The sequence below is a fragment of the Maribacter arenosus genome (genome assembly GCF_014610845.1).
GTDB lineage: Bacteria > Bacteroidota > Bacteroidia > Flavobacteriales > Flavobacteriaceae > Maribacter_A > Maribacter_A arenosus.
In genome coordinates this window covers 425,635-446,892 of the sequence record NZ_JABTCG010000004.1, presented here as the reverse complement: position 1 = coordinate 446,892, position 21,258 = coordinate 425,635, and the positions used below count along the sequence as shown (strand labels likewise).

At 41.8% G+C, this 21,258-nt stretch carries 19 protein-coding genes; 10 read left to right on the top strand and 9 right to left on the bottom strand.

What is annotated here, in order from left to right:
- Window positions 1–104 precede the first annotated feature (104 nt).
- Window positions 105–1,010: a metallophosphoesterase family protein gene (locus tag HPE63_RS12945; protein WP_188314688.1), complete on the top strand. Its 906-nt coding sequence runs from the start codon at window positions 105–107 to the stop codon at window positions 1,008–1,010.
- 51 nt (window positions 1,011–1,061) lie between these two features.
- On the opposite strand, the gene HPE63_RS12940 is transcribed toward HPE63_RS12945, so the two are convergent.
- The 4 genes from HPE63_RS12940 to HPE63_RS12925 form a co-directional block, all read right to left on the bottom strand.
- Window positions 1,062–1,790 (bottom strand): energy transducer TonB, encoded by a 729-nt coding sequence (locus HPE63_RS12940; protein ID WP_188314687.1) that lies wholly within the window; start codon window positions 1,788–1,790, stop codon window positions 1,062–1,064.
- A 417-nt stretch (window positions 1,791–2,207) separates the two neighbouring features.
- Window positions 2,208–3,794 (bottom strand): Gfo/Idh/MocA family protein, encoded by a 1,587-nt coding sequence (locus tag HPE63_RS12935; protein WP_188314686.1) that lies wholly within the window; start codon window positions 3,792–3,794, stop codon window positions 2,208–2,210.
- A 94-nt stretch (window positions 3,795–3,888) separates the two neighbouring features.
- A complete protein-coding gene (locus tag HPE63_RS12930; RefSeq protein ID WP_188314685.1) occupies window positions 3,889–4,377 on the bottom strand; it encodes a DoxX family membrane protein in 489 nt (162 codons plus the stop codon).
- A 179-nt stretch (window positions 4,378–4,556) separates the two neighbouring features.
- Window positions 4,557–5,261 carry a hypothetical protein gene (locus HPE63_RS12925; RefSeq protein ID WP_188314684.1) on the bottom strand — a complete coding sequence of 235 codons (705 nt, stop codon included), beginning with the start codon at window positions 5,259–5,261 and terminating at the stop codon, window positions 4,557–4,559.
- Window positions 5,262–5,526: 265 nt separating this feature from the next.
- Between HPE63_RS12925 and HPE63_RS12920 the strand changes: the two genes are divergently transcribed.
- A complete protein-coding gene (locus tag HPE63_RS12920; protein WP_188314683.1) occupies window positions 5,527–6,174 on the top strand; it encodes a hypothetical protein in 648 nt (215 codons plus the stop codon).
- A gap of 180 nt (window positions 6,175–6,354) precedes the next feature.
- Here the strand turns inward: HPE63_RS12920 and HPE63_RS12915 are convergent, their stop codons facing one another.
- From HPE63_RS12915 to HPE63_RS12905, 3 genes are all read right to left on the bottom strand, one after another.
- Window positions 6,355–7,122, bottom strand: a complete 768-nt coding sequence (locus HPE63_RS12915; RefSeq protein WP_188314682.1) for a DUF481 domain-containing protein — start codon at window positions 7,120–7,122, stop codon at window positions 6,355–6,357.
- A 161-nt stretch (window positions 7,123–7,283) separates the two neighbouring features.
- Complete coding sequence (locus tag HPE63_RS12910) at window positions 7,284–7,502, bottom strand: hypothetical protein (RefSeq protein WP_188314681.1); 219 nt, start codon at window positions 7,500–7,502, stop codon at window positions 7,284–7,286.
- Between the two features lie 225 nt (window positions 7,503–7,727).
- Window positions 7,728–8,288, bottom strand: a complete 561-nt coding sequence (locus HPE63_RS12905) for a TlpA family protein disulfide reductase (RefSeq protein ID WP_188314680.1) — start codon at window positions 8,286–8,288, stop codon at window positions 7,728–7,730.
- Window positions 8,289–8,583: 295 nt separating this feature from the next.
- On the opposite strand from HPE63_RS12905, the gene HPE63_RS12900 reads away from it, so the two are divergent.
- The 4 genes from HPE63_RS12900 to HPE63_RS12885 all read left to right on the top strand — a co-directional run bounded on the left by HPE63_RS12900 (window position 8,584) and on the right by HPE63_RS12885 (window position 12,795).
- Window positions 8,584–9,369, top strand: a complete 786-nt coding sequence (locus tag HPE63_RS12900) for a 3-keto-disaccharide hydrolase (protein WP_188314679.1) — start codon at window positions 8,584–8,586, stop codon at window positions 9,367–9,369.
- Window positions 9,370–9,477: 108 nt separating this feature from the next.
- A complete protein-coding gene (ahr, locus tag HPE63_RS12895; RefSeq protein WP_188314678.1) occupies window positions 9,478–10,488 on the top strand; it encodes an NADPH-dependent aldehyde reductase Ahr in 1,011 nt (336 codons plus the stop codon).
- A gap of 10 nt (window positions 10,489–10,498) precedes the next feature.
- Window positions 10,499–10,984 (top strand): pyridoxamine 5'-phosphate oxidase family protein, encoded by a 486-nt coding sequence (locus HPE63_RS12890; protein WP_188314677.1) that lies wholly within the window; start codon window positions 10,499–10,501, stop codon window positions 10,982–10,984.
- A 158-nt stretch (window positions 10,985–11,142) separates the two neighbouring features.
- Window positions 11,143–12,795 carry a hypothetical protein gene (locus HPE63_RS12885; RefSeq protein WP_188314676.1) on the top strand — a complete coding sequence of 551 codons (1,653 nt, stop codon included), beginning with the start codon at window positions 11,143–11,145 and terminating at the stop codon, window positions 12,793–12,795.
- Between the two features lie 288 nt (window positions 12,796–13,083).
- Here HPE63_RS12885 and HPE63_RS12880 read toward each other — a convergent pair whose 3' ends face one another.
- Complete coding sequence (locus HPE63_RS12880) at window positions 13,084–16,332, bottom strand: sialidase family protein (RefSeq protein WP_188314675.1); 3,249 nt, start codon at window positions 16,330–16,332, stop codon at window positions 13,084–13,086.
- A gap of 455 nt (window positions 16,333–16,787) precedes the next feature.
- Between HPE63_RS12880 and HPE63_RS12875 the strand changes: the two genes are divergently transcribed.
- From HPE63_RS12875 to HPE63_RS12860, 4 genes are read left to right on the top strand one after another with little or no spacing between them, the layout of a single operon-like run.
- Window positions 16,788–18,104, top strand: a complete 1,317-nt coding sequence (locus HPE63_RS12875; RefSeq protein ID WP_188314674.1) for a gluconate:H+ symporter — start codon at window positions 16,788–16,790, stop codon at window positions 18,102–18,104.
- A 10-nt stretch (window positions 18,105–18,114) separates the two neighbouring features.
- A complete protein-coding gene (locus HPE63_RS12870) occupies window positions 18,115–18,582 on the top strand; it encodes a RidA family protein (protein ID WP_188314673.1) in 468 nt (155 codons plus the stop codon).
- A 5-nt stretch (window positions 18,583–18,587) separates the two neighbouring features.
- The gene (locus tag HPE63_RS12865) at window positions 18,588–19,700 is read left to right on the top strand and encodes a D-TA family PLP-dependent enzyme (RefSeq protein WP_188314672.1); all 1,113 of its coding nucleotides are present in this window, start codon (window positions 18,588–18,590) and stop codon (window positions 19,698–19,700) included.
- 1 nt (window position 19,701) lies between these two features.
- Window positions 19,702–20,766: a dipeptidase gene (locus HPE63_RS12860; RefSeq protein ID WP_188314671.1), complete on the top strand. Its 1,065-nt coding sequence runs from the start codon at window positions 19,702–19,704 to the stop codon at window positions 20,764–20,766.
- Window positions 20,767–20,790: 24 nt separating this feature from the next.
- Here the strand turns inward: HPE63_RS12860 and HPE63_RS12855 are convergent, their stop codons facing one another.
- Entirely contained in the window at window positions 20,791–21,168 is a 378-nt protein-coding gene (locus HPE63_RS12855; RefSeq protein WP_188314670.1) for a HEPN domain-containing protein, read from the bottom strand.
- Window positions 21,169–21,258: the final 90 nt, after the last annotated feature.

Below are 21,258 nucleotides of genomic sequence, written 5' to 3'. Positions count from 1 at the left end.
AGTCTCTATTGAACCTATAAAATTACAAAATACTTCAAAACTTTTTATCATCCCCTATCCTTGGTATTCCCTGTTTTTTAAAGATATTTATAGAAATTTTGGATATGTCGTCGAATTTCAGGTTATCAAGAGCATATGAGAATGCCAAAGTGGTTGCATTTGACGATAGTTCAAAGTTTATCCTATTTAGCGATTGCCATAGGGGCGATAATAGTTTTGCCGATGATTTCGCCAACAATAGAAATATATATTTCCATGCTTTAAAGCACTATTACAACAACGGTTTCGAATATTGCGAGATCGGTGATGGGGATGAGCTATGGGAGAACCGATCCTTTGAACCCATTTTTGAAGCGCATAAAAATGTTTTTCAATTGCTTCGACAATTCCATCTTGAAAATCGATTGCACATGCTATGGGGTAACCATGATATGGTCTACAAAGACGAAGCTTATGTCAAAAAACATCTTTCAAGTTACTTTGAGCCCATAGACAATAAGGATAAAGAACTTTTTGAGGGAATTACCTATCATGAAGGCCTGATCTTAAAGCATAAAGACACCCAACAAGAACTCTTTTTAACCCATGGGCACCAGGCCGATTGGTGGAATTATACATTCTGGCGTTGGGGCCGTTTTCTGGTTCGCGTTTTATGGCAACCCCTCCAGGTTTGGGGAATTGCGGACCCTACGAGTCCGGCAAAGAACTATAAAGAATTGATAAAGGTCGAAAGGCGAATTAAAAAGTGGATTCTAAACAACGAGTTGATTATCACCATTGTGGGTCACACCCACAGACCCCGCTTTCCAGAGCCGGGTGATATTCCTTTTTTCAATGATGGTAGCTGTGTACATCCACGTAGCATTACGGGGATTGAAATAGAAAATGGAACCATCTCCCTTATTAAATGGCAAATTGCCACCAAGGATGATGGCACTTTGCAAATTGTACGAATACTGCTGGAAGGGCCTCAAAAATTAATCGAGTATAAAAAAGCTGTCGACCATTGACACTTCCAACAGGTCCGTATTGTTTAGGGGGAACTTTTAATAATTTATTTCTTACTGACTTGCCAATTTAAAGTTTACAGGAATGCTGTAAGGAACGGTAACCGCTCTACCCCGCTGCATTCCAGGGGTCATTTTTGGCAAGGAAGCTACGATTCTTGCGGCTTCTTTTTCCAATCCTGGGTCTGGACCCCGGGTTCTAATACCATCTATAAGCCCTTTGGAGTTTATGGCAAATTGCACAAATACCCTACCTTGAATACCCATTTCTGCGGCTATTTGCGGATATCTGAACTCCTTTATAATATGATCCTGTATTTTTTGTTGGAAACATGCCTTGCGTTCTGCATTTCCCTTTGCGCTTTCACAACCAGGAAAAATTGGTACATTTTCGATAATCGCAAAAGGCACTGAAATCTCTTCCTCTTCTTCTCCAACCTCAACATCATCGACCTCAACAACCTCTTCGATGATTTGTTCTTGGCTAGATTCGGTGCTCTCGATGACTGTCTCCTCGATTTCCGCGGCATCCTCGACGATTTCTATTATCTCAGGTGCTGATGGAGGTGGTGGTGGTGGTGGGGTTTTGATCTGTTCTGTAATGGGCACATCTTCTTTCAGATCCTCAACTACATTCATCATTTCCACAATCTTATCCTGTTTAGGATAGGATTTATATTCCAAAGCCCTCCAGGTAAGAAAAAGGACAAGGGTTAAGCCAATGACGAAGTAGAGGCCACTATTTCGATTTAAATCTGCACTTGGGTTCTTCTTGACTTGCATGACGTTAGTATTATAAATTACTCAAAAGTACGTTTGATTGCTAGGTTTAAATATGATATTTATCAGTTTTAGGCTCTATATTTTTTAAATTCATAATCTAAATCGATTTTATTAAGGATGCCTAAATTCATGATGGGATAATAGGGTGGGAAGCCAGCCCTTTGTAATTGGTCAATAGTATTAGGTTACCTAAGGAAATGCTACAAAACAAACAAACAACGATATAATTAAGAATATCAGGTACCCGAATCAATTCGATTAATTATGAATCATGAATACAGTCATAACAATCGAATAGGTAAGTAACACTTGGCTTGCTGTATTGGCAACCGCCACCTTATACCAGTAAAACAATAGCGGGCACAAAGGCCCGCCATTATTCAATCTAACAAAAATCATAATAAATTTACCTGCCTTCTACATCGAAGCAAGTAACGCTTCATCAAAATCAATACCTTCAATAGGTTTTAGTTGTTCCTGCTCGGAATCCCATTCGATACGTCTTCCCAATTTATAGGAAAGTCCCGCCATATGCGATGAAATTGCTTCTTCAAAACCTTCTTGTATTCCACAACTCACCTTGCCCCCATTACGCGCACTACTTAACCATTCGCGCATATGCAGGAATGTTGAATCTACACGGGCACCGTTAATATACGTCCACATTAAACCCTTATCGGCAAAGTACTGGGATGTGGCCGAGGCAACTCCATCTGGGGTTGAAGCTCCAGGATTGTACTGGTATATGGGTACTCCAGGATTCATTTTTTTGGCTTCGATCATATCGGTATAGCGTGTTGAACCGCCATCGGGCCATATTGTCAATTGGTTCCCCAATTCAAGGGTTCCATCATGACCCATTAATATGGTTGGGCGGTTAAAACCGTTGCCCAAGGTAGCACTATAGACAAAGGTCATCCCTTTTTCCTTTCCTTTGGGCTGACTGCTTCCGGTATTAAAATTGGGGTACTCCATATTCACTTGCAAAACATCGGGTACATTGCGTCCATCCCTGTGGGTATAAATACCGCCAGAAGCCATTACCGAATCGGGGATCCCCATATTCAAGACACAGTTTAAACGGTCGTAATCATGGGATAGCAGATCACCTGAAAGTCCGGAACCATAAGACCACCATTTTCGCCATCTAAAGAAATGGTTTTTATTGAAAGGCACTTTGGGTGCCGAACCTAAGAACATATCCCAATCTATGGTTTGAGGGCTCGCATCGGGGTGAATATCATACATCCAGGCCCCATTATCGTCATTTCTATTGGTATTGGTCTGTATCAGGGACACATGGCCAATCGTCCCTTTTTGAATAATATCCTTGGCCGTTTGAAAACTCAAGGTCTGTCGGTGTTGGTGCCCTAACTGAAAAACAGCTTTTGAATTTCGGGCCGCTTCCCGTAAACGATAGGTTTCCTCCACAGTATGTGTCATTGGCTTTTCAAGATACACATGAATATTGTTTTCTAAGGCATCGATGGCCATTGGGGCATGCCAATGATCCGGTGTCGCAATGACCACCGCATCGACCTTACCCGAACGATTCATCTCCTGAAAAGTTCTAAAGCGCTCCATTTTGTTATCGGGAGTGTTGAAAGAATTTAATGCCTTGTTCGCCTGATAATCGAATATGTCGCAGATCCCTGCTAATTGTACATTGAGCTTGTCTTGAGCCTCAAAATCGGCCAAGGCGGTATGCTTGGGATCTTCCTCAGCGGCCAAACGCATTTCCTCTTTCCATTCGTTGGTGGCAAAACCTAAGGCACGGCAGAGCTGTTCACCTCGAATACCAAAACCTATGATGCCTATGCGTATCGGGTTGCCCCCAATACCGGGAACGGCCGATGGTAAAGAAGGTTGTATGTTCAATTGTTCCAAAATAGCGGAACGTTCCTTTTTCTCGGCTACGGTATTGGCGGCCCCCGCCCACCAAACGGCTCCCATAAGGGGTATACCACCTAAACCTTTTAATGCATCTCTTCTTGTAAATTTCATTTGTGGATTATTATTGCTTTAAGGGTGAAAGGTATTTCAACATGTGACCTTTTCGTTTCAACTTGTCATTGGAAAAGGTCCCATTTCATCTATTTTATTTTGTATGGGTCATTACTTCTTTCTTGCTGAATATGCGTTGAAGCCCAAAATAACGAGAAGTAGGCATTTGATAGATGACCACACAAGCAACAAGTTCGATTAAGTTTTTGTTTACAAACCAGTAGCTACCCTCTACATTGAGTTGGTCAACCCAAGGAAAGGAAGGGTGTGCCAAGTAATACAAGGCCAGTAATAAGGCCCCGACAATGGCGCCCCACTTTTCAAAAATGCCCAACAATAAGGTTAGTCCTACGAAAACCAAAGCGATCTTATTGCCCCAGTCGGCCATACCGATCATTGAATCGTTGGTCATCCAAATAAAAAAGGGACGGAAAGGGCCTTGGGCCGAAGCAAGATACCCGTAGGAAGTCCAGTCGGGATTGTATAGCTTAATGATGCCTTCATAGAGAAAATGCCAGCCAATAAATAGCCGTAGTAGTACCATACTATTGACCAAACATTTTTCATTTCTAATTGCTACCATATCCAAATGTTCTTTTAGATTATAATTTTGGTTGGACCCTAATGGGAAATAAAATCTTAAAAATATCGAAATTACCGCAGCATACCACTAATTAATATGATTTTTATCAGGTTTGAAACAGGTCTGGAAATAAAAAACCCCTCCGTTTGGAAGGGTCCTATGATATAGCTTTGGGGATATTACCATTTTCCCATGAGCACACGTAACCCTGAACGAACCAAATGGGACTCGCCATTGGTTTCTAAAAAAGTCTTCCAGGCTTTGTCATTGGCCGCATTTTGGGCATCAGTCCGTAGAATACTGGCGCCTCCCATAGCACCTTTAAAATCCTTGAACCCATTAAGCACCCAACGATTTTCTCCATCGGAAGATACTCCAGCCGTAATATTGCCCATCATATTTAGCATACCACCGGGCGTATTTTCATTCATATATTTAGTAAATGCTTTGTCCCAGGCATCACCGTCCTCCGCATGAACTATATAATACTTCTGTATAGGGTAGTTTTGGTTTAGGTCACCTGTGTGTGCCTTGCGAGTTCCCATGCGTGCACTAAAGCCCGATTTAATTTGTTGGTTCAATTTAACCAAGTACAATTCCCAGGTATCACCACCATCATTCGCGTACATATTACCCAAGGCATCTAATGACCCTGAAAAACCGATGACATGGGTAAAGTTATTACCAGGATCATTAAAATGGTTTTCGTATAATGTGACGGTTACACCCTCTGTTTTATGGGTCGAAAAATAGTCATTAGTCAATTTATAAAATGCATCCACATTTTGTGGTTCTACCACTACTTGGTAATTGGTCCAATAACTCTCTTGTGCGTTGAGTGCGCAGGCAATACATACGAGTACGCCAAAAAATACTTTTTTCATTGTTGTTGATTTAAGATTAGATATAAAGTTTAGAATTCAAAGCATCGAAGTATGATTGGCAAGACCCCTCCTATTACCTTGTATTTCTTATTCCCTATAATTTACCTTATACCGATCAATTTAAATCGTAGCGAAGGATAAAGCCCTGTTATTTCTGTCCCAAAGCGGGTAAAAATTGTCCTAATAAATTCCGTTGTGTTTTTAAATTTGATAGTGGTTTGCCTAAAATCGTTATTTTAGCGTTAATTCAATGTTACACTAAACCATGAAAAAAGTTTCCCTATTGGCCCTTATGGCCCTATTGTTTATTTCTTGTTGGAAGGATAAAAGCCCAGAGGACCTGATTCGTTTAAAAGAACAGTTTAAATCACAGGTAAAGTCTTTTGAGAAAAAGAAAGAGAATGCGAATAAGAATGTAAACAAAGGGTTGGAAACACTCAATGCCCTTAAAAGTGCCCTGGAAGACACCAAGAACGAGGATAAGGAATTTGCCAAGGTCTATGGAGATTGGGAACGGGTAAACAAACGTGTCGAAAACCTGAATAAAGAATATGAAGATCTGAAGGAAAAGGCCGCTAACCTTTTTACGGCCATGGAAACCCAAACCAATAGTCTTAGCGATGAAACGGCAAAAAAAACGTTGTCAAAGGCCATCAATAAGGCCCGCACGAAATATAATGGTACTTTGGCCAATACGTCAAAAGCCATCGATAAATTAAAATTGTTGCATGGCGATGCCGTAGAAGTCGTGAAGGCCTTAGAGGTAGCTGCCGCCCTGAATTCGTTCGACAACATCAACGACCAAATGAAGAGCATCGAAGGCCGGGTCGATGGTATTATGCAAGAACTGAATATAGCTGTTGTCGAAAGTAAAAAACTATATGAAAAGAAGATTACTGAATTGGGCAGTTAAAGACTTTTGGTCATTTCTTGGAATGTAAGAAACAGTATGCTTTTTATCACCCTCTTGTATAACGGGTTCTTAAAACGATCACGCATATTACCAAACGTAACACCAAGAGCAAAATACCAAGATTCGAGGTGTACTTCAAAACTCTTGGGTATTAAAAACAACCATGTATTCCAAGGACCATTAAATGCTAAAGGTAAGACCTACGTTGATCGTTGAGGAACGATCATTTTGTAGATCGGATGAAAAACCGGTATAGAAGTAATTATACAGAGCGGTAAGACCAATATGATTGGTTAAAGGTAATTCGGCCTTGAATTGACCCAGGACCCTATGGTTTTCAAGATCACGGTAAAGGGGCTGGAAATAAAGGGTAGCAATAAGGTCTAGATGTGCCTTTTCAAATGATTGGGTCAATGACAGGTAACTACTGTTCCTATGATTGTAAAACCATTGATCGATTCCGTTTAACTTTTCTATCTCGTACATGTACGAATTTCCGAAATAGGCTTTGGTTCTTTCTTTGTTGATGAGTTTAAAGCGAATGCCCGCACCAATGAGATTTCGGCTGATTATGGTCAATTGGGTATTGTTCTGGTTCTGTAAGAAGGCCTCCAATCGGAAGAAATCGGATAATTCTTGATTATACCGTGCATGGAGAAACCAAGAATTTTGAACATCCTTTTCATCTGTACGCACCAAATCGTAATTCCATACCAAAAAATAGATTTTGTTCAAATCCTTCGATTTAATTTGGGTCGTGATATTCGACCCAAACTTCAGTACGTAGGCCTCGTTCGTATCGGTATAATTAAAAAGAATATCACTTTTTAGAACAAAACGGACGGAATCGGTTTGCATGCGCTTCGCTTCGATATTCACCAATTGTGCATACGATGCAAAATGAAAAAAAAGGAAAATGGGTAATGTTAGTATACTTCGGAATTTCATAGATCTTAATATCTCCCTGCAAAGATATTCAAATCAAGGTAGCATCACTTAGGTAATTAAGAACATAGCTAGGTTCTGGTTGGGTCTTATAGACCTGTCATTGTTCTTAGGCAATAAAAAATGATGCGTGTTATTTTCTTCTTTGGCAGCCCTATCATCTATTAAGCCAATTTAGCTTTGTTTCTTTTTGTTGTAAAAGACAACGCTTTTTTTATTTTGGAATTTTTGAACTTGTACAAACGGGCAACGCTGTTCTCATTGGCAGTGGAGGCAACGATTGTCATTTCAACAGTTTCTACCTTAATATCAGACTTAGTATCCTGGGCTTGGGCCGTTACTCCGATCGTAAGAACAAATAGTAAAGTAAAGATTGTTTTCATGACTTGCGTTTTTATATAATAAAAACGCAGCAGAGCGTATCCCCAAGGGTTGTAAAACGTTCAAAAACCCTTATTTTTCGATAACTGACAGAAATCGGGATAAAGTGTAAAAAATGCTCGATAAACGAAACAAATACCAAGAACACCTTACCGAAAGTATGTGCATTTTATCGGAGTAAAACTTAGCCGACTAGCTTGCGAAGATCCATTTTATTTACGAAATATCTATGCCCCGATCAAAAGGTTCAAGGTTTCGCGTATTTTATCGCTGCTCCAATCCGTAGCACCTTGTTCCTTGATTACCACCTTGCCTGTTTTATCAATAACATAATTGGTGGGTATGGTGCGCTCCAACAAGGCGGCCGGCGTTTCCATTTGGGGTAGTACCACCGGAAGGGTGAACTGTTTTTTATTTAAAAACTTCCGAATAACATCGGGATTCTCATTGGTGATCAACACAAAATCGACCATTTGCCCATAATCGGTATACAATTCTTGAATGCTTGGCAGTTCAGCCCGACATGGGGGACACCACGTAGCCCAATAACTTATAAATGTCACTTTTCCCTTTCCTATTTCCACATCGGCCGGGGTACCATCCAAGGCAATCAATCGATATGTAAAGGGTTCCAATTGGGTTTGTTGGTCTTCGTCCAATGCCGAAGGTGAAAATAAGGCGACCCGTATCTTGCTTATACCCTCTTGAATGGGCATCCGGGTCTGTGGAACAATCATCAAAATGATGAAGATCGAAAAGAATATAGTACTTAGACTGGGCTTTTTCATTTTCATAGGATTAAATATAATGCTAGGTTACACAATGATCAAGGACACGCATGTCCAGGATTATGTCGTTGCAATACCTTATAACTTAACAGGGGTTAAAGATAAGCAACTTCGTTCCCTTGCAAATTCAAGTTTCAGAACGTAGGGGACAATCCACAACTTAGATAAGGATATGTTTCTTCAATGGAATACCGGGATTAGAAACAGCCCACTTACCAACTAAAAAAGTGTTCTATGTTATCTTATTATAATTTATGATATCTTTGATATTACACGTTTTAAATACCAAAAACACATGAATTCAAAAGTACTTTGGCTATGTTTAACGGCTATCGCCATGACTTCAACCATCAAAGCACAGGATTACCCGACTACCCCACCAGAAGTATCACCCATGCCTATGAAACCCGAAATGACTGAGATTTGGGAGCCCGAGGTACCAGTAGTGACCCCTGCCAAGGTGTTGGGAGATGCACCCTCCGATGCTATTATCTTATTTGATGGTTCCAACTTGGACCAGTGGGTAAGTAAAAACGATCCCGACCAACCTGCCCCGTGGAAAATCGTTGACAACGATCATATGGAAGTAGTACCCGGTTCTGGTTTTATACAGACTAAAATGAAATTTGGGGACTGCCAATTGCATTTAGAATTCAGTGCACCGGATAAAGTGGAAAGTGTTGGCCAAGGTAGAGGCAATAGCGGGGTATTCTTTCAAGATCGCTATGAACTTCAGATTTTGGATTCTTATAACAGCCGTACATACCGAAATGGGCAGGCAGGGAGTATTTACAAAGATCATGCTCCTTTGGTCAATGCCATGCGAAGTCCATTGGAATGGAACACCTATGATGTTATCTATACTGCACCACGTTTTAAAGCAGATGGACGATTGGATTACCCGGCCCGAATTACGGTAATGCATAATGGAGTGGTGGTCCAAAATAATGTTACTATCAATGGCTTAACAAGTTATATAGGTTTGCACATGTATCCTGATGCCCATGGCGATGATGTGATTTCCTTGCAAGACCATGGCAACAAGACCCAGTTCCGGAATATCTGGATACGAAAATTATAGTGCACTTATTGTAAGGATATAGGAATTTGACTTAGCCTTACAAACGATTAGTCATCAGATTCAACTATCTTGTTTCATAACGATATAATAACTATAAAAAATCAAAGCATGAAAACAGTACAAGCCTATGCTGCCCAGGAACAAGGTGGAAAATTAATACCATTCACTTATGAACTTCCTGAATTAGGGAGCGAAGAGGTAGATATCAAAATCCATTATTGTGGCATTTGCCACTCAGACCTGAGTATGCTCAACAATGAATGGGGCATGACACAATATCCCCTTGTTCCCGGTCATGAAATTGTTGGGGAAATTATTGCGGTCGGCAGTGAAGTAAAAAATCTGGAACCAGGAAATTTAGTGGGATTAGGCTGGAATTCCGCTTCCTGTATGCATTGTCATCAATGTATGAATGGTAGTCATCATTTGTGCAATACCGTAGAAGGAACCATCGTTGGGCGCCATGGAGGTTTTGCCGATAAGGTTAGGGGTCACTGGTCATGGGCCATTCCATTACCAGAAGGCATTGACCTTAAAAAAGCCGGGCCTTTACTTTGTGGGGGCATTACTGTTTTTAATCCCATTATATTGGCGGGAGTAAAGGCCACGGACCGAGTGGGTGTCATCGGTATTGGGGGCTTGGGTCATATGGCCTTAAAATTCCTGAACAAATGGGGCTGTGAAGTGATTGCTTTCAGTTCTAACCCTGATAAGAAAGAACAGATACTGGCGATGGGTGCGACCAAGGTCATAAATTCCAGGGATCCGAAAGAATTGGAAAGTATTGCTGGTAGTTTAGATTTTATCCTGAACACTACCAACGTAACGTTAGACTGGAATTCATATTTAACCACACTTGGTCCACAAGGTAAATTCCATACGGTTGGGGCGGTATTGGAACCCATGGCTATACCTGCCTTCTCGCTCATCATGGGGGAAAAAACGGTTGGTGGAAGTCCCTTGGGAAGTCCGGCCTTAACGCGAACCATGTTGGAATTCTGTGTGCGCCACAATATATATCCTATGGTAGAGGAATTTCCGTTGGCAGAGGTAAATAAGGCTATGGAACATTTGGAAAAAGGGAAAGCACGATATCGTATTGTTTTAAAGGTTTCATAATCGATCATTAATGGATCTGATTGAAAATTGGACTTCAATAAGGAGGCATTTTAGCCAGAGTTTTGGTTCAAGCCTGCATGTTTCGATAGCATCTGTCGATGAGGATAACACACCAACAGTAACCCCGGTAGGCACGGTATTCCTGAACAAGGACCGGACAGGTTTTTATTTCGAAAAATTCGTTTCCACCTTGCCCAGACATGCAAAAAGAAACAATTCCATTTGCATCCTCGCCGTGAACAGCAGTAAACTTTTTTGGCTGAAATCGCTCTTTCAGGGTCGATTTGACAGATATCCCGCCTTTAGATTATGGGGCACCTTAGGTAAAAGAAGGGACGCCACCGAAACGGAACTCCGCGCCTTGAAAAAAAGATTAAAAAGTACACGAAGCCTTAAGGGGCATCGCTATTTATGGGGTGATATGACCGTAGTTAGGGAAATCAACTTTCATAAAGGCGAAAAAATCAACATAGGGAAAATGACCGAAACACTCTAAGTGGCCACTGTTCATATTCTTGGTATAAAACCAAAAGGGGCAACAAAAGATAGGGAATTACAACGCCTATTTTAATAGGCGGAAAACCTTAAAACCTTATATTTGGTTGAGCCATATGCATTATCACAGCATACCAATAGAAATACGAAATGACCCTTATGAAAAACTCAAATACCGTTCTTAGAATTCCTTTACTTATTTTTATCTTTTTAATAGGTCAAACAGGTATGACACAAATACAATCCACCGATACCTATGAGGCTTTTTTGCGGTTATTCAAGGAGTGGCGTGCTTTTGAGGCACCCCCGCTTCGAGAAGGAGCCCCGGATTATACGATGACCACTTTTGAAAATCGGTGGCCAACGTTTAAAAAACTTCAGTCTAAATTGCTCGCAATGGACATCACGGGATGGACGGTGGCAGAACAGGTCGATTGGAACCTTGTGAAGGCCGAAATGAACGGGTACGACTTTAACCATCGTATACTTCGTCCTTGGGCCAGGGATCCTGCCTTTTACAAATCACTCTGGATGGCTCGTAGCGATGTGCCTGCACATGAAGGCCCTACGCACCATACCACAACCGAAATATGGACCTATGACTTCCCATTGAGTAAGTCTGAAAAAATAAGATTATTGGGTGACCTCAAAGTCATTCCGCCTTTGAACGAACAAGCAAAATTAAACTTGAACGGAAATGCCAAAGAGCTCTGGATTGCGGGTATTCGTGAAATCGAATTCCAGAGTGAAAACCTTAAAAAAATACTGGATTGGCCCGATATTAAAAATAATAAAGAGTTGACAACTGCTGTAAAGTCCGCTCTCATATCTACCGATAGTTTGATTGCTTGGCTGGAAAAAGAAAGTGGAACAAAAACGGGACCTTCAGGCATAGGTAAGGAAAACTATACTTGGTACTTGCAAAATGTACATTTGGTCCCATTGACCTGGGACAATGAGGTAATGATTTTAAAACGTGAGCTCGCAAGAGCCTGGTCTTCCTTAAAATTGGAGGAACATAGAAATAGAAACCTGCCTGAACTCATGGATGCCAGCTCACCAGAGATGTACACTGAGATGGCCGAAAAATCGGCCCAAAGCCTGCTTACTTTCTTGGACAAAGGGGAAATGGTGACCGTTAAGGATTATTTTGCCCCAGCCCTCGAGCCTCATTTGGGGCAATACATCCCTAAGGAAAAACGGAATTTTTTCTGGATAGTTGCCCACTATGACCAACGCCCTTTGTATTCCCATTTTTACCATTGGTTTGAATTAGCACGTATGGATAGTGAGCCTCATAAGAGTGAGATTCGCCGTGGGCCTTTGCTCTACAATATTTTTGATTCCCGAAATGAAGGTACAGCTACAGCTGTAGAAGAAATGTTTATGCATGCTGGATTGTATGAGGACAACCCTCGGGCGAGGGAATTGGTCTATATCATGATCGCCCAGCGCGCAGCTAGAGGTTTGGGTTCCCTTTATGCCCACGCCAATGAAATGACCATGGAAGAGGCAGGGGGCATTCATTCAGAATATACCCCAAGAGGATGGATGAAAACCGAGAAGGAATTACTACTTTTTGAACAGCATCTGTATTTGCGCCAACCTGGATATGGAAGCAGTTACATTACAGGAAAATATCTACTGGAAAGTGCGATGGCCGATTATGCCAAATTCAAGGAATCGAAAAAAGAACCATTTTTAATGAAAGATTTTTTCGATCGGTTGAATGCCATAGGCAACATTCCCATATCAATGGGACATTGGGAAATGACGGGCAATACCGATCACTTACTAAAGGGAATGAAATAATGCCAAATATTTTCCTGATGACTATGAAGTCAACAAAACCTAAATATTCCGTGAATTTGAACAGAAAATGGGTAGGAGGGCGTTTTACCAAAACTGGGACCATTTAATCTGATGCCCTTACCGGTGGGTATCAAACCATGATAAGGCAGCACTTCATTATAGGCACATTGCCTTAGTGGTTGAATTGGAACCGTCCCATTAAGCTTCAACGATTGTCCGTAATAACCAATAAAACCTTGGCTTGGGATAAACCAATGCCAAGGTTTTATTTTATATAAATAACAAATTTTAATCCACGATAGGTGGTGCACCTGCATTCTGCAATAATTTTTCAACTCTGGGAACATCGGTATCCAAGAATTTTCTCAACTTAACCTCAAAGCCAGCATATTGTTGTTTCGCCAATTCAAGACTTTCCATCTGCATTTTAGTTGGTCCGTAGGAATTACCGAAAAATCCGCGTCGGGCGATCATCAAACGATCGCTAACTGTTGGGTCGTCTTTCTCTCCCACTTCGGCCTTTGCTGAATTTCCAGACAAAGCCACTTTTAGACTATTCATGGTTTCTTGTAATTTCACCACTTCATTTTCCAAAGATCCCGGTGTAGCATTGACATAATTCAAGGCCTTATCAAAAGCCTTTACTTTTTTACTGGCTTTTTCAAAATCATGTTCATCGACATCAACTTTTGTTGCAAATGATAAAAGTTCATTTTTAAAGGCTTCTATTTTATCGGCATTCGGGTTTTTCAGAACATTCGTGCGAATGCGTTCTACCATGAACGTTTGGGGAGTTCCCAATTGTATAATATTCCCGTCTAACGATTTGTATAATGTAACGGTATAGTTCCCGGGATCAACCGCAGCGGCTCTTCTAAACCACCGATTTTCACTTTCCTTTTCCGTTGTCAGCGTCGTTTTCAAGGATTCGGTCAAATCCCAGGAAACCTGCTGAAAGCCTTTTTTAAGCGGACCAGTAACGCGCGCCACTACTTTATCATCTGCATTTTTTACGACCAAAACGGCTATGGGCTTGCTTTGGTTTTTTTCATTTTCCAAGGCCTCCCATCCTGGGAAAGGAATATCCTTTTTATCTTTTTTCAGTTTTTTCTCGCTTTCCTTCCTGCTATCGGCAATCGTCTTGTCAACATCGGCCAGGTAATAGTTGAAAACCGCCCCATAGGGTGGGTTATCCGCCGTAAAGAAATCCCCCCCCTGACTACTGCTACCTCCTCTAACTTGGGTGTATTGCAATGCTTTTCGGGGTTTAAAAAGTACGGCTTTACTACGTAACATCTCCTCGGAAACATCGCGCAAGGGACTATAATCGTCAAAAATATAGAAGCCCCGTCCAAAGGAAGCCCCGATAAGATCGTTTTCCCGTTTTTGGATGGCCAAATCCCTAAATGAAATCGTAGGGATCCCGTTCGAAAATTTGATCCATTTCGCCCCTTGGTTAAAAGATACATAGATGCCATATTCGGTCGCCAGGAACAAAAGGTCCTTGTCTACATGGTCCTGTACCAATCGCCATGTCAACGTGCCCTTTGGTAAGCCATTGTTAATGGGAGTCCATGTTTTACCACCGTTCACTGTTTTATACACATAAGGATTGTAATCCCCGAACTTATGGTTGTCTAAAGCCACATAGGCAATATTGGTATTGTGCAAATCGGCCTTGATATCATTTACAAAGGCCGTACTTGGCACACCGGGCAGTGAATTTACATCCACTTGGGTCCAGTTACCGCCGCCATTGCTCGTATATTGAATATAGCCATCATCGGTTCCGGCAAAAATGATATTTTCATCAATAGGCGATTCAGAAAGTGATGTTATGGTATTATAGGTAGACATGGCATAGACATCCCATACGGCATCCCAACTCTGCTTTTTGCCCATGATAGGTAAGGTAAGGCGTTCTTGATTTTTTGTTAGGTCACTTGAGATGGGGATCCAACTATCACCCCTATCATCAGAGCGCCACACCCTCTGAGAGGCAAAATAGAGGCGTTTTGGATCATGGTTACTTACGAGAATAGGTGAATCCCAGTTATTACGCTCATAATCTTCCCCAGGTTTCGAATATGGTTTAATGAATACCGCTTCCCCAGTGGTTCGATCAATTCGATGTAGATTTCCTTGTTGTGACTGTGCGTAAACAATATCGGGATTTCCGGGTGTAGTGGCGGGCTGATGGCCATCGCCCCCTAAAAGAACAAACCAATCTTGGTTTGCAATGCCGATGGTATTAAAGGTTCTTGAGGGGCCCCCTTCGGAATTGTTATCTTGGGTGCCCCCAAAAACATTGTAGAAAGGTTCGGCATCATCAACCGCTACTTTGTAAAACTGGGTAACAGGCAGGTTACTGACATATTTCCAAGTTTCAGAATGGTCGAAACTCTCATAGATTCCTCCGTCAGAACCCATCAGTAGATAATTTGGGTCATTTTCCTTGAACGCCAAGGAATGGTTATCTCCATGCTTTTGTTCCTCTTTCATCCCTACAAAGGTTTTGCCCCCATCCTCGGAAATCAAGGCATTGTTGTTCATGAGATAAATACGGTCGAAAACATGGGGCGAAGCGATCAATTCTTGGTAATAGTGAGGTCCTGTCCCCCCAGAAACGGTATCCGACATTTTTGTCCAACTTCCCCCTTGATCGGTAGAGCGATAGACTGCACCCGTTCTTCGTTCCAACTCAATGGCAGCATAGAGAACATCGGGTTGCATGGGTGAAATAGCCAATCCAATTTTACCCATATCGCCTTTGGGAAGTCCTGTTTCCAGTTTGTTCCAGGTCTCACCCCCATCAGTACTTTTATAAAGCGCCGTTCCCGGACCACCTCCCATATAAGCCGCGACATTTCTATGTCGTTGCCATGATGCGGCATACAAAATATCCGGATTCCTCGGATCGATAACCAAATCGGTCACGCCTGTCCACTCATCAATTTTTAAGGGTTGGCTCCAGGTTATGCCCCCGTCTGTTGTTTTGTATAGACCCCTGTCCCCTCCTGAGCTCCATAAAGGCCCTTGGGAAGCTATCCAAACAATATCGGAATGTTCTGGGTGAACTATTATTTTTGAAATATGCTCGGAATTTTTCAATCCCATATTTTTCCACGAATCCCCTCCATCCATACTTTTATAGACTCCGTGTCCGACACCGATATGTCGACCGCCATTGTTCTCTCCAGTACCCAACCAGATAATGCCACTGTTATTTGAATCGATGGTCACACAACCCGTCGCATAGAACGATTCCTTATCGGTCAATGGTTTCCAAGTAGTACCTGCGTTGATGGTTTTCCAGAGTCCTCCGGAAGATACAGCGGCATACCAAACATTTTCATTGGCCGGATCTATTGCAATATCAGAAAGTCGACCCGACATAAAGGCGGGGCCAATACTTCTGAATTTTAGTCCTTCAAAGGTCTTTTCATCCCAAACAGATTCTTTTTTATCCTGTGAGAAGCCAAAAAAACTCCCCAAAACAAAACAGATTCCAAAAGTAAGCAGTGTAATTTTTCTCATTTTCCAAGTATAATTAATAGTTGTTCTTATAAATACTAAAAAGTCCATTCCAACGGCACATTTTAAAATTAATTCCCATTAAAATCACAAAATCAAATTAGCTTACAAGGTACTGAAAACTTCAGTATTCTCTTTAACGTAAACCAATTTATTGCATTGAAAAAGTTCCCCTTAAGTTATGTTAAACCCTTGGTGCAATAATAAACTTTTAGGACCACTGACAATTTTAAACTATTAGTATAACATTTAATATGAAAAAATTTGTGACAGAATCTATCGGTACCTTATAGTTGATATGGTTATTCCATGTCGCTCCGATTGTTGGGGCATTGTTGGCTGGAATGGTTTACATGTTATTATCCCCTGAAAAAGTTTAAAAAATTGGGACTTTCAATAGCCCCTCTTTTTATACAATTTGGTATATTTAAAAATTCGCTTTTTATAAACGCCACCTTATGCCATTATTCATTGTAATTATTGGAATAATACTACTCTTCATCCTTATTGCCCAATTTAAACTCAACGCCTTTATTTCCTTTATCATTGTTTCCCTAGTTGTCGGTGTCGCTGAAGGAATGGACTTCCTTAACGTATTGGATTCCATTCAAAAGGGGGTAGGAAAGACCTTGGGAGGCTTGATCATGATCCTGGGATTTGGGGCCATGCTCGGTAAATTGGTGGCGGATAGTGGTGCTGCCCAACGTATTACTACAAAATTGGTGGATAAATTCGGTAAGAAAAACATTCAATGGGCCGTGGTCCTCACGGGTTTTATTGTAGGTATTCCCATGTTCTATACCGTCGGTTTTGTAATTCTTATTCCCCTGGTTTTTACCGTCGCTGCTGCCACCGGACTGCCCTTGATCTACGTGGGGCTGCCTATGTTGGCATCCCTTTCCGTTACCCATGGATATTTACCCCCACATCCGGCACCGACGGGAATAGCAGTCATGTTCAATGCAGATATCGGCAAAACCCTTTTGTATGGTTTGGTCGTAGCGGTGCCAGCTATTGTCATCGCCGGACCTTTATTCTCAAGAACGATCAAGAACATAAAGGCAACTCCCTTAAAGGAATTTGTGAACCCCAGGGTCCTTACTGAGGACGAAATGCCCGGTATTACAATCAGTATCGTCACAGCACTTTTTCCGGTTATTCTTATAGGTATTAATGCCCTGACCAATGTATTCTTGCCCGAGGAAAATATCATGTCAAAAATTACTTCGGTCATAGGTGATCCTGTCATAGCCATGCTGCTTTCCGTACTCTTGGCGATTTTTACCTTAGGGTTAAACCGTGGTCGTACCATGACAGAGGTCATGGATTCGGTTTCCCATGCGGTGGCCGGTATTACTATGGTATTATTGATTATTGCTGGCGCCGGGGGACTAAAGGAAGTTTTAATCGACAGTGGCGTAAGTGATTATATCGGTAATCTATTGAAAGGCTCAACCATTTCACCATTGATCTTGGCCTGGTTGATTGCTACTGTCATTCGTGTCTGTGTAGGTTCCGCAACTGTAGCGGGCCTAACGGCAGCCGGCATTGCATTACCTCTTTTGTCAACCTCCGGAGTAAGCCCTGAACTGATGGTCTTAGCCATAGGTTCAGGAAGTTTAATGCTTTCCCATGTGAATGACGGAGGGTTTTGGTTGTATAAAGAGTATTTTAACCTATCGGTCAAAGATACCTTACGTACATGGACGGTTATGGAAACTATGGTAGGCATAATCGGTCTTTTGGGAGTGCTTGTTTTGGATATATTCATTTAAAAGATAACACATGGAAAATTTACCTTCAGAAAGAATAAAGGCCTTGGGATTACAACTGCCCCCTGCCCCACCCCCAGCTGGACTCTATAAACCAGTCTTGGTGGTCGACAATTTCCTATACGTTTCGGGCCAAGGGCCCATGAAGGCCGATGGTTCCCTCATGGTAGGCCGGGTCGGTGAGGACCTGAATTTGGGACAGGGTAAATTGGCCGCTGAACAAGTGGGCCTAACCATGCTTTCGACCATTATCACCCATTTTGGTTCTGTTGATAAGATAAAACGGATTGTCAAGGTTTTAGGGATGGTGAACTCCACTCCCGATTTTGGACAACAGCCCTTGGTCATCAATGGTTTTAGTGAACTCATGGCCGATGTTTTCGGAAATGATAACGGGGTCGGGGTACGCAGTGCCGTAGGCATGATGCTCCCAGGTAATATTCCCGTAGAGATAGAGGCAGTGTTCGAATTACATAAATAACAACTATGCAAGCCCCAAAATGGTATATCATACATGATACTTCAGATGTTATTTCCCCCTCTTTATTGGTTTATCCGAATAGGATAAAAAAGAATATCGAGCGTATGGTCAAGATTGCCGGTGATCCGGCGATTTTACGACCACATATTAAAACGCATAAAATGGCCGAAATTGTGAAAATGCAAATGGAAATGGGCATTCATAAATTCAAATGTGCCACCGTTGCCGAAGCCGAATTATTGGCTCAATGTGGTGCCCAGGATATTCTATTGGCCATGCAAATGGTCGGCGCGAATATGCGTCGATTTTTTAGATTGATGGCAACTTACCCCAAATCTAAATTCTCGACCCTGGTAGATAACCTTAAAACCTTGGAGGCCCTAAGCGATTTGGCTAGATCGAAAAACGCCAAAATACAGCTTTGGATAGATATCGACAACGGTATGAAACGTACGGGGATACCCGCGGGGAGGAATGCGGAGGACCTGTACAGGAACATGGCCATCAATACTAATATTAAGGCCAGAGGTTTCCATACGTACGATGGTCATATACACCATTCCGATATCAATAAACGCCAAAAAGCCTGCGATACAGCCCTTGAACCCGTTCTGGAATTAAAGCAGAAAATGGAAAAAAAGGGTTTGGGGCCTATTGAAATGGTCGTTGGGGGAAGCCCATCTTTTCCCATACATTCCAAAAGACCTAATACCGAAGTATCCCCGGGCACAACATTACTTTGGGATGAGCGTTATGGCAACCTATTCCCTGAAATGGGTTTTTTGCATGCGGCCATTTTAATGACCCGTATCATTAGTAAACCTGGTAAAAACCGGTTATGCTTCGATTTGGGCCACAAATCAATAGCTCCTGAAATGGATTTCCCGCGAATGAGAATACTAGGATTGGAACATAGCTTACAAATTGGGCAGAGCGAGGAACATCTAGTTGTTGAATGTGAAAATGCCCATGACCACGAAGTAGGGGATGTGTTTTATGCGATCCCCATGCATATTTGCCCAACGGTAGCAAAATATGACAGTGTCTTAACCGTTGAGGACCACAAGATAACTGGAACTTGGAAAGTGGCCGCCAGAAACCATAAAATCATAATCTGATATGTTCGTATTCGATGCCCACTTAGATCTTGCCATGAACGCCATGGAATGGAATAGGGACCTGACTTGGTCTGTAGAGGCCATTCGCACGAGTGAGATAGGCATGTCCGATAAACCCGATCGAAATAGAAATACCGTTTCCTTACAAGCGATGCGCCGTGGAAATGTTGGACTATGTGTCGCTACCCAAATCGCAAGGCATACTAAAAAGGGTAATCCCCTTCCAGGGTGGAAATCACCCCATCAAGCATGGGCACAGACCCAAGGACAATTAGCTTGGTACAAGGCCATGGAGGATGTTGGCGAAATGGTACAAATACGGAATCTTGTTCAACTAAAGGCCCATTTGAAACTCTGGGGAAATAAGGAAGGGAAAAAGCCTATAGGTTATATTTTAAGTTTGGAAGGTGCCGACTCCATTGTTACAGTGGGACATTTAGAAAAATCATACGAACAGGGTTTGCGGGCCATTGGACCTGCACATTATGGCCCTGGAACCTATGCACAAGGAACCAATGGTGAAGGGGGTATCGGGATAAAAGGAAAAGCTCTTTTAAAGGAAATCGAGCGTTTGGGATTGATATTGGATGCCACGCACTTGAACGACGAAAGTTTTTGGGAAACTCTGAAAATATATAACGGACCTATTTGGGCCAGCCACAACAACTGCCGGGCCCTTGTGGACCATAATAGGCAATTTTCCGATGAACAGATCAAGGAACTAATTGATAGAAAAGCTGTAGTAGGAATGGCCTTGGACGCATGGATGATGGCCCCAAATTGGATCAGGGGTATGTCAACCCCACGAGGACTTGGGGTTACCTTGCATGCAATGATCGATAATATCGACCATATCTGCCAATTGGCCGGAAACGCAAATCATGTGGGCATAGGAACCGATTTGGATGGTGGTTTTGGAACCGAACAGTGCCCTTATGACCTTGATACTATTGCCGATTTACAAAAAGTTCCCAAAATGCTTCAGCAAAGAGGATATTCTCCTGAAGATATTGAGAACATTATGCATAAAAATTTCATTAGGTTCCTGGAAAGAACCTGGAATTGAATTTTGGATATTGAAAATCTAACGTTAGCTGATAATCTTTTCGCGCCTCATGAAGGTATCCAAACTATCAGCAATGTCGAAACACCTGCTGAAACGTGTAGATTCATTACAGAATCTGGATTCGTCTTTATGCGCATTGCATTCAAAACCGGATAGATGCACTTCCGTAAAATTCTCATTGATCTCCTTACATTTCTCGTAAAGACTACTAATAGAATCCTCGAAATCGGATTCAATACCATTTTCAGCAAGAAATCCCCTTAAATAATTTGAAATAGCAGTTTGTGCGTTGCTACATACCAATTGTGCAACCACATCTTCTTCAGGCCTGCATAATTCATCGTTGGCTTCTTTTAATTTCTGTATAGCTTCTTCATACAGTTTTTTGGCTCTATCTTCCATAATAAATATGATTTTATGGTTGAACTACTCAACTTTGTCCCATACATCCTAGACCTAAATGATCCAGAATGTATGGTTTCAAAAAACAAA

Excerpts from the sequence above, each read along its gene's own strand:
- HPE63_RS12945 (WP_188314688.1), top strand. The coding sequence starts at position 105 with ATGTCGTCGAATTTCAGGTTATCAAGAGCATATGAGAATGCCAAAGTG.
- HPE63_RS12940 (WP_188314687.1), bottom strand. The coding sequence starts at position 1,790 with ATGCAAGTCAAGAAGAACCCAAGTGCAGATTTAAATCGAAATAGTGGC.
- HPE63_RS12935 (WP_188314686.1), bottom strand. The coding sequence starts at position 3,794 with ATGAAATTTACAAGAAGAGATGCATTAAAAGGTTTAGGTGGTATACCC.
- HPE63_RS12930 (WP_188314685.1), bottom strand. The coding sequence starts at position 4,377 with ATGGTAGCAATTAGAAATGAAAAATGTTTGGTCAATAGTATGGTACTA.
- HPE63_RS12925 (WP_188314684.1), bottom strand. The coding sequence starts at position 5,261 with ATGAAAAAAGTATTTTTTGGCGTACTCGTATGTATTGCCTGCGCACTC.
- HPE63_RS12920 (WP_188314683.1), top strand. The coding sequence starts at position 5,527 with ATGAAAAAAGTTTCCCTATTGGCCCTTATGGCCCTATTGTTTATTTCT.
- HPE63_RS12915 (WP_188314682.1), bottom strand. The coding sequence starts at position 7,122 with ATGAAATTCCGAAGTATACTAACATTACCCATTTTCCTTTTTTTTCAT.
- HPE63_RS12910 (WP_188314681.1), bottom strand. The coding sequence starts at position 7,502 with ATGAAAACAATCTTTACTTTACTATTTGTTCTTACGATCGGAGTAACG.
- HPE63_RS12905 (WP_188314680.1), bottom strand. The coding sequence starts at position 8,288 with ATGAAAAAGCCCAGTCTAAGTACTATATTCTTTTCGATCTTCATCATT.
- HPE63_RS12900 (WP_188314679.1), top strand. The coding sequence starts at position 8,584 with ATGAATTCAAAAGTACTTTGGCTATGTTTAACGGCTATCGCCATGACT.
- ahr (WP_188314678.1), top strand. The coding sequence starts at position 9,478 with ATGAAAACAGTACAAGCCTATGCTGCCCAGGAACAAGGTGGAAAATTA.
- HPE63_RS12890 (WP_188314677.1), top strand. The coding sequence starts at position 10,499 with ATGGATCTGATTGAAAATTGGACTTCAATAAGGAGGCATTTTAGCCAG.
- HPE63_RS12885 (WP_188314676.1), top strand. The coding sequence starts at position 11,143 with ATGAAAAACTCAAATACCGTTCTTAGAATTCCTTTACTTATTTTTATC.
- HPE63_RS12880 (WP_188314675.1), bottom strand. The coding sequence starts at position 16,332 with ATGAGAAAAATTACACTGCTTACTTTTGGAATCTGTTTTGTTTTGGGG.
- HPE63_RS12875 (WP_188314674.1), top strand. The coding sequence starts at position 16,788 with ATGCCATTATTCATTGTAATTATTGGAATAATACTACTCTTCATCCTT.
- HPE63_RS12870 (WP_188314673.1), top strand. The coding sequence starts at position 18,115 with ATGGAAAATTTACCTTCAGAAAGAATAAAGGCCTTGGGATTACAACTG.
- HPE63_RS12865 (WP_188314672.1), top strand. The coding sequence starts at position 18,588 with ATGCAAGCCCCAAAATGGTATATCATACATGATACTTCAGATGTTATT.
- HPE63_RS12860 (WP_188314671.1), top strand. The coding sequence starts at position 19,702 with ATGTTCGTATTCGATGCCCACTTAGATCTTGCCATGAACGCCATGGAA.
- HPE63_RS12855 (WP_188314670.1), bottom strand. The coding sequence starts at position 21,168 with ATGGAAGATAGAGCCAAAAAACTGTATGAAGAAGCTATACAGAAATTA.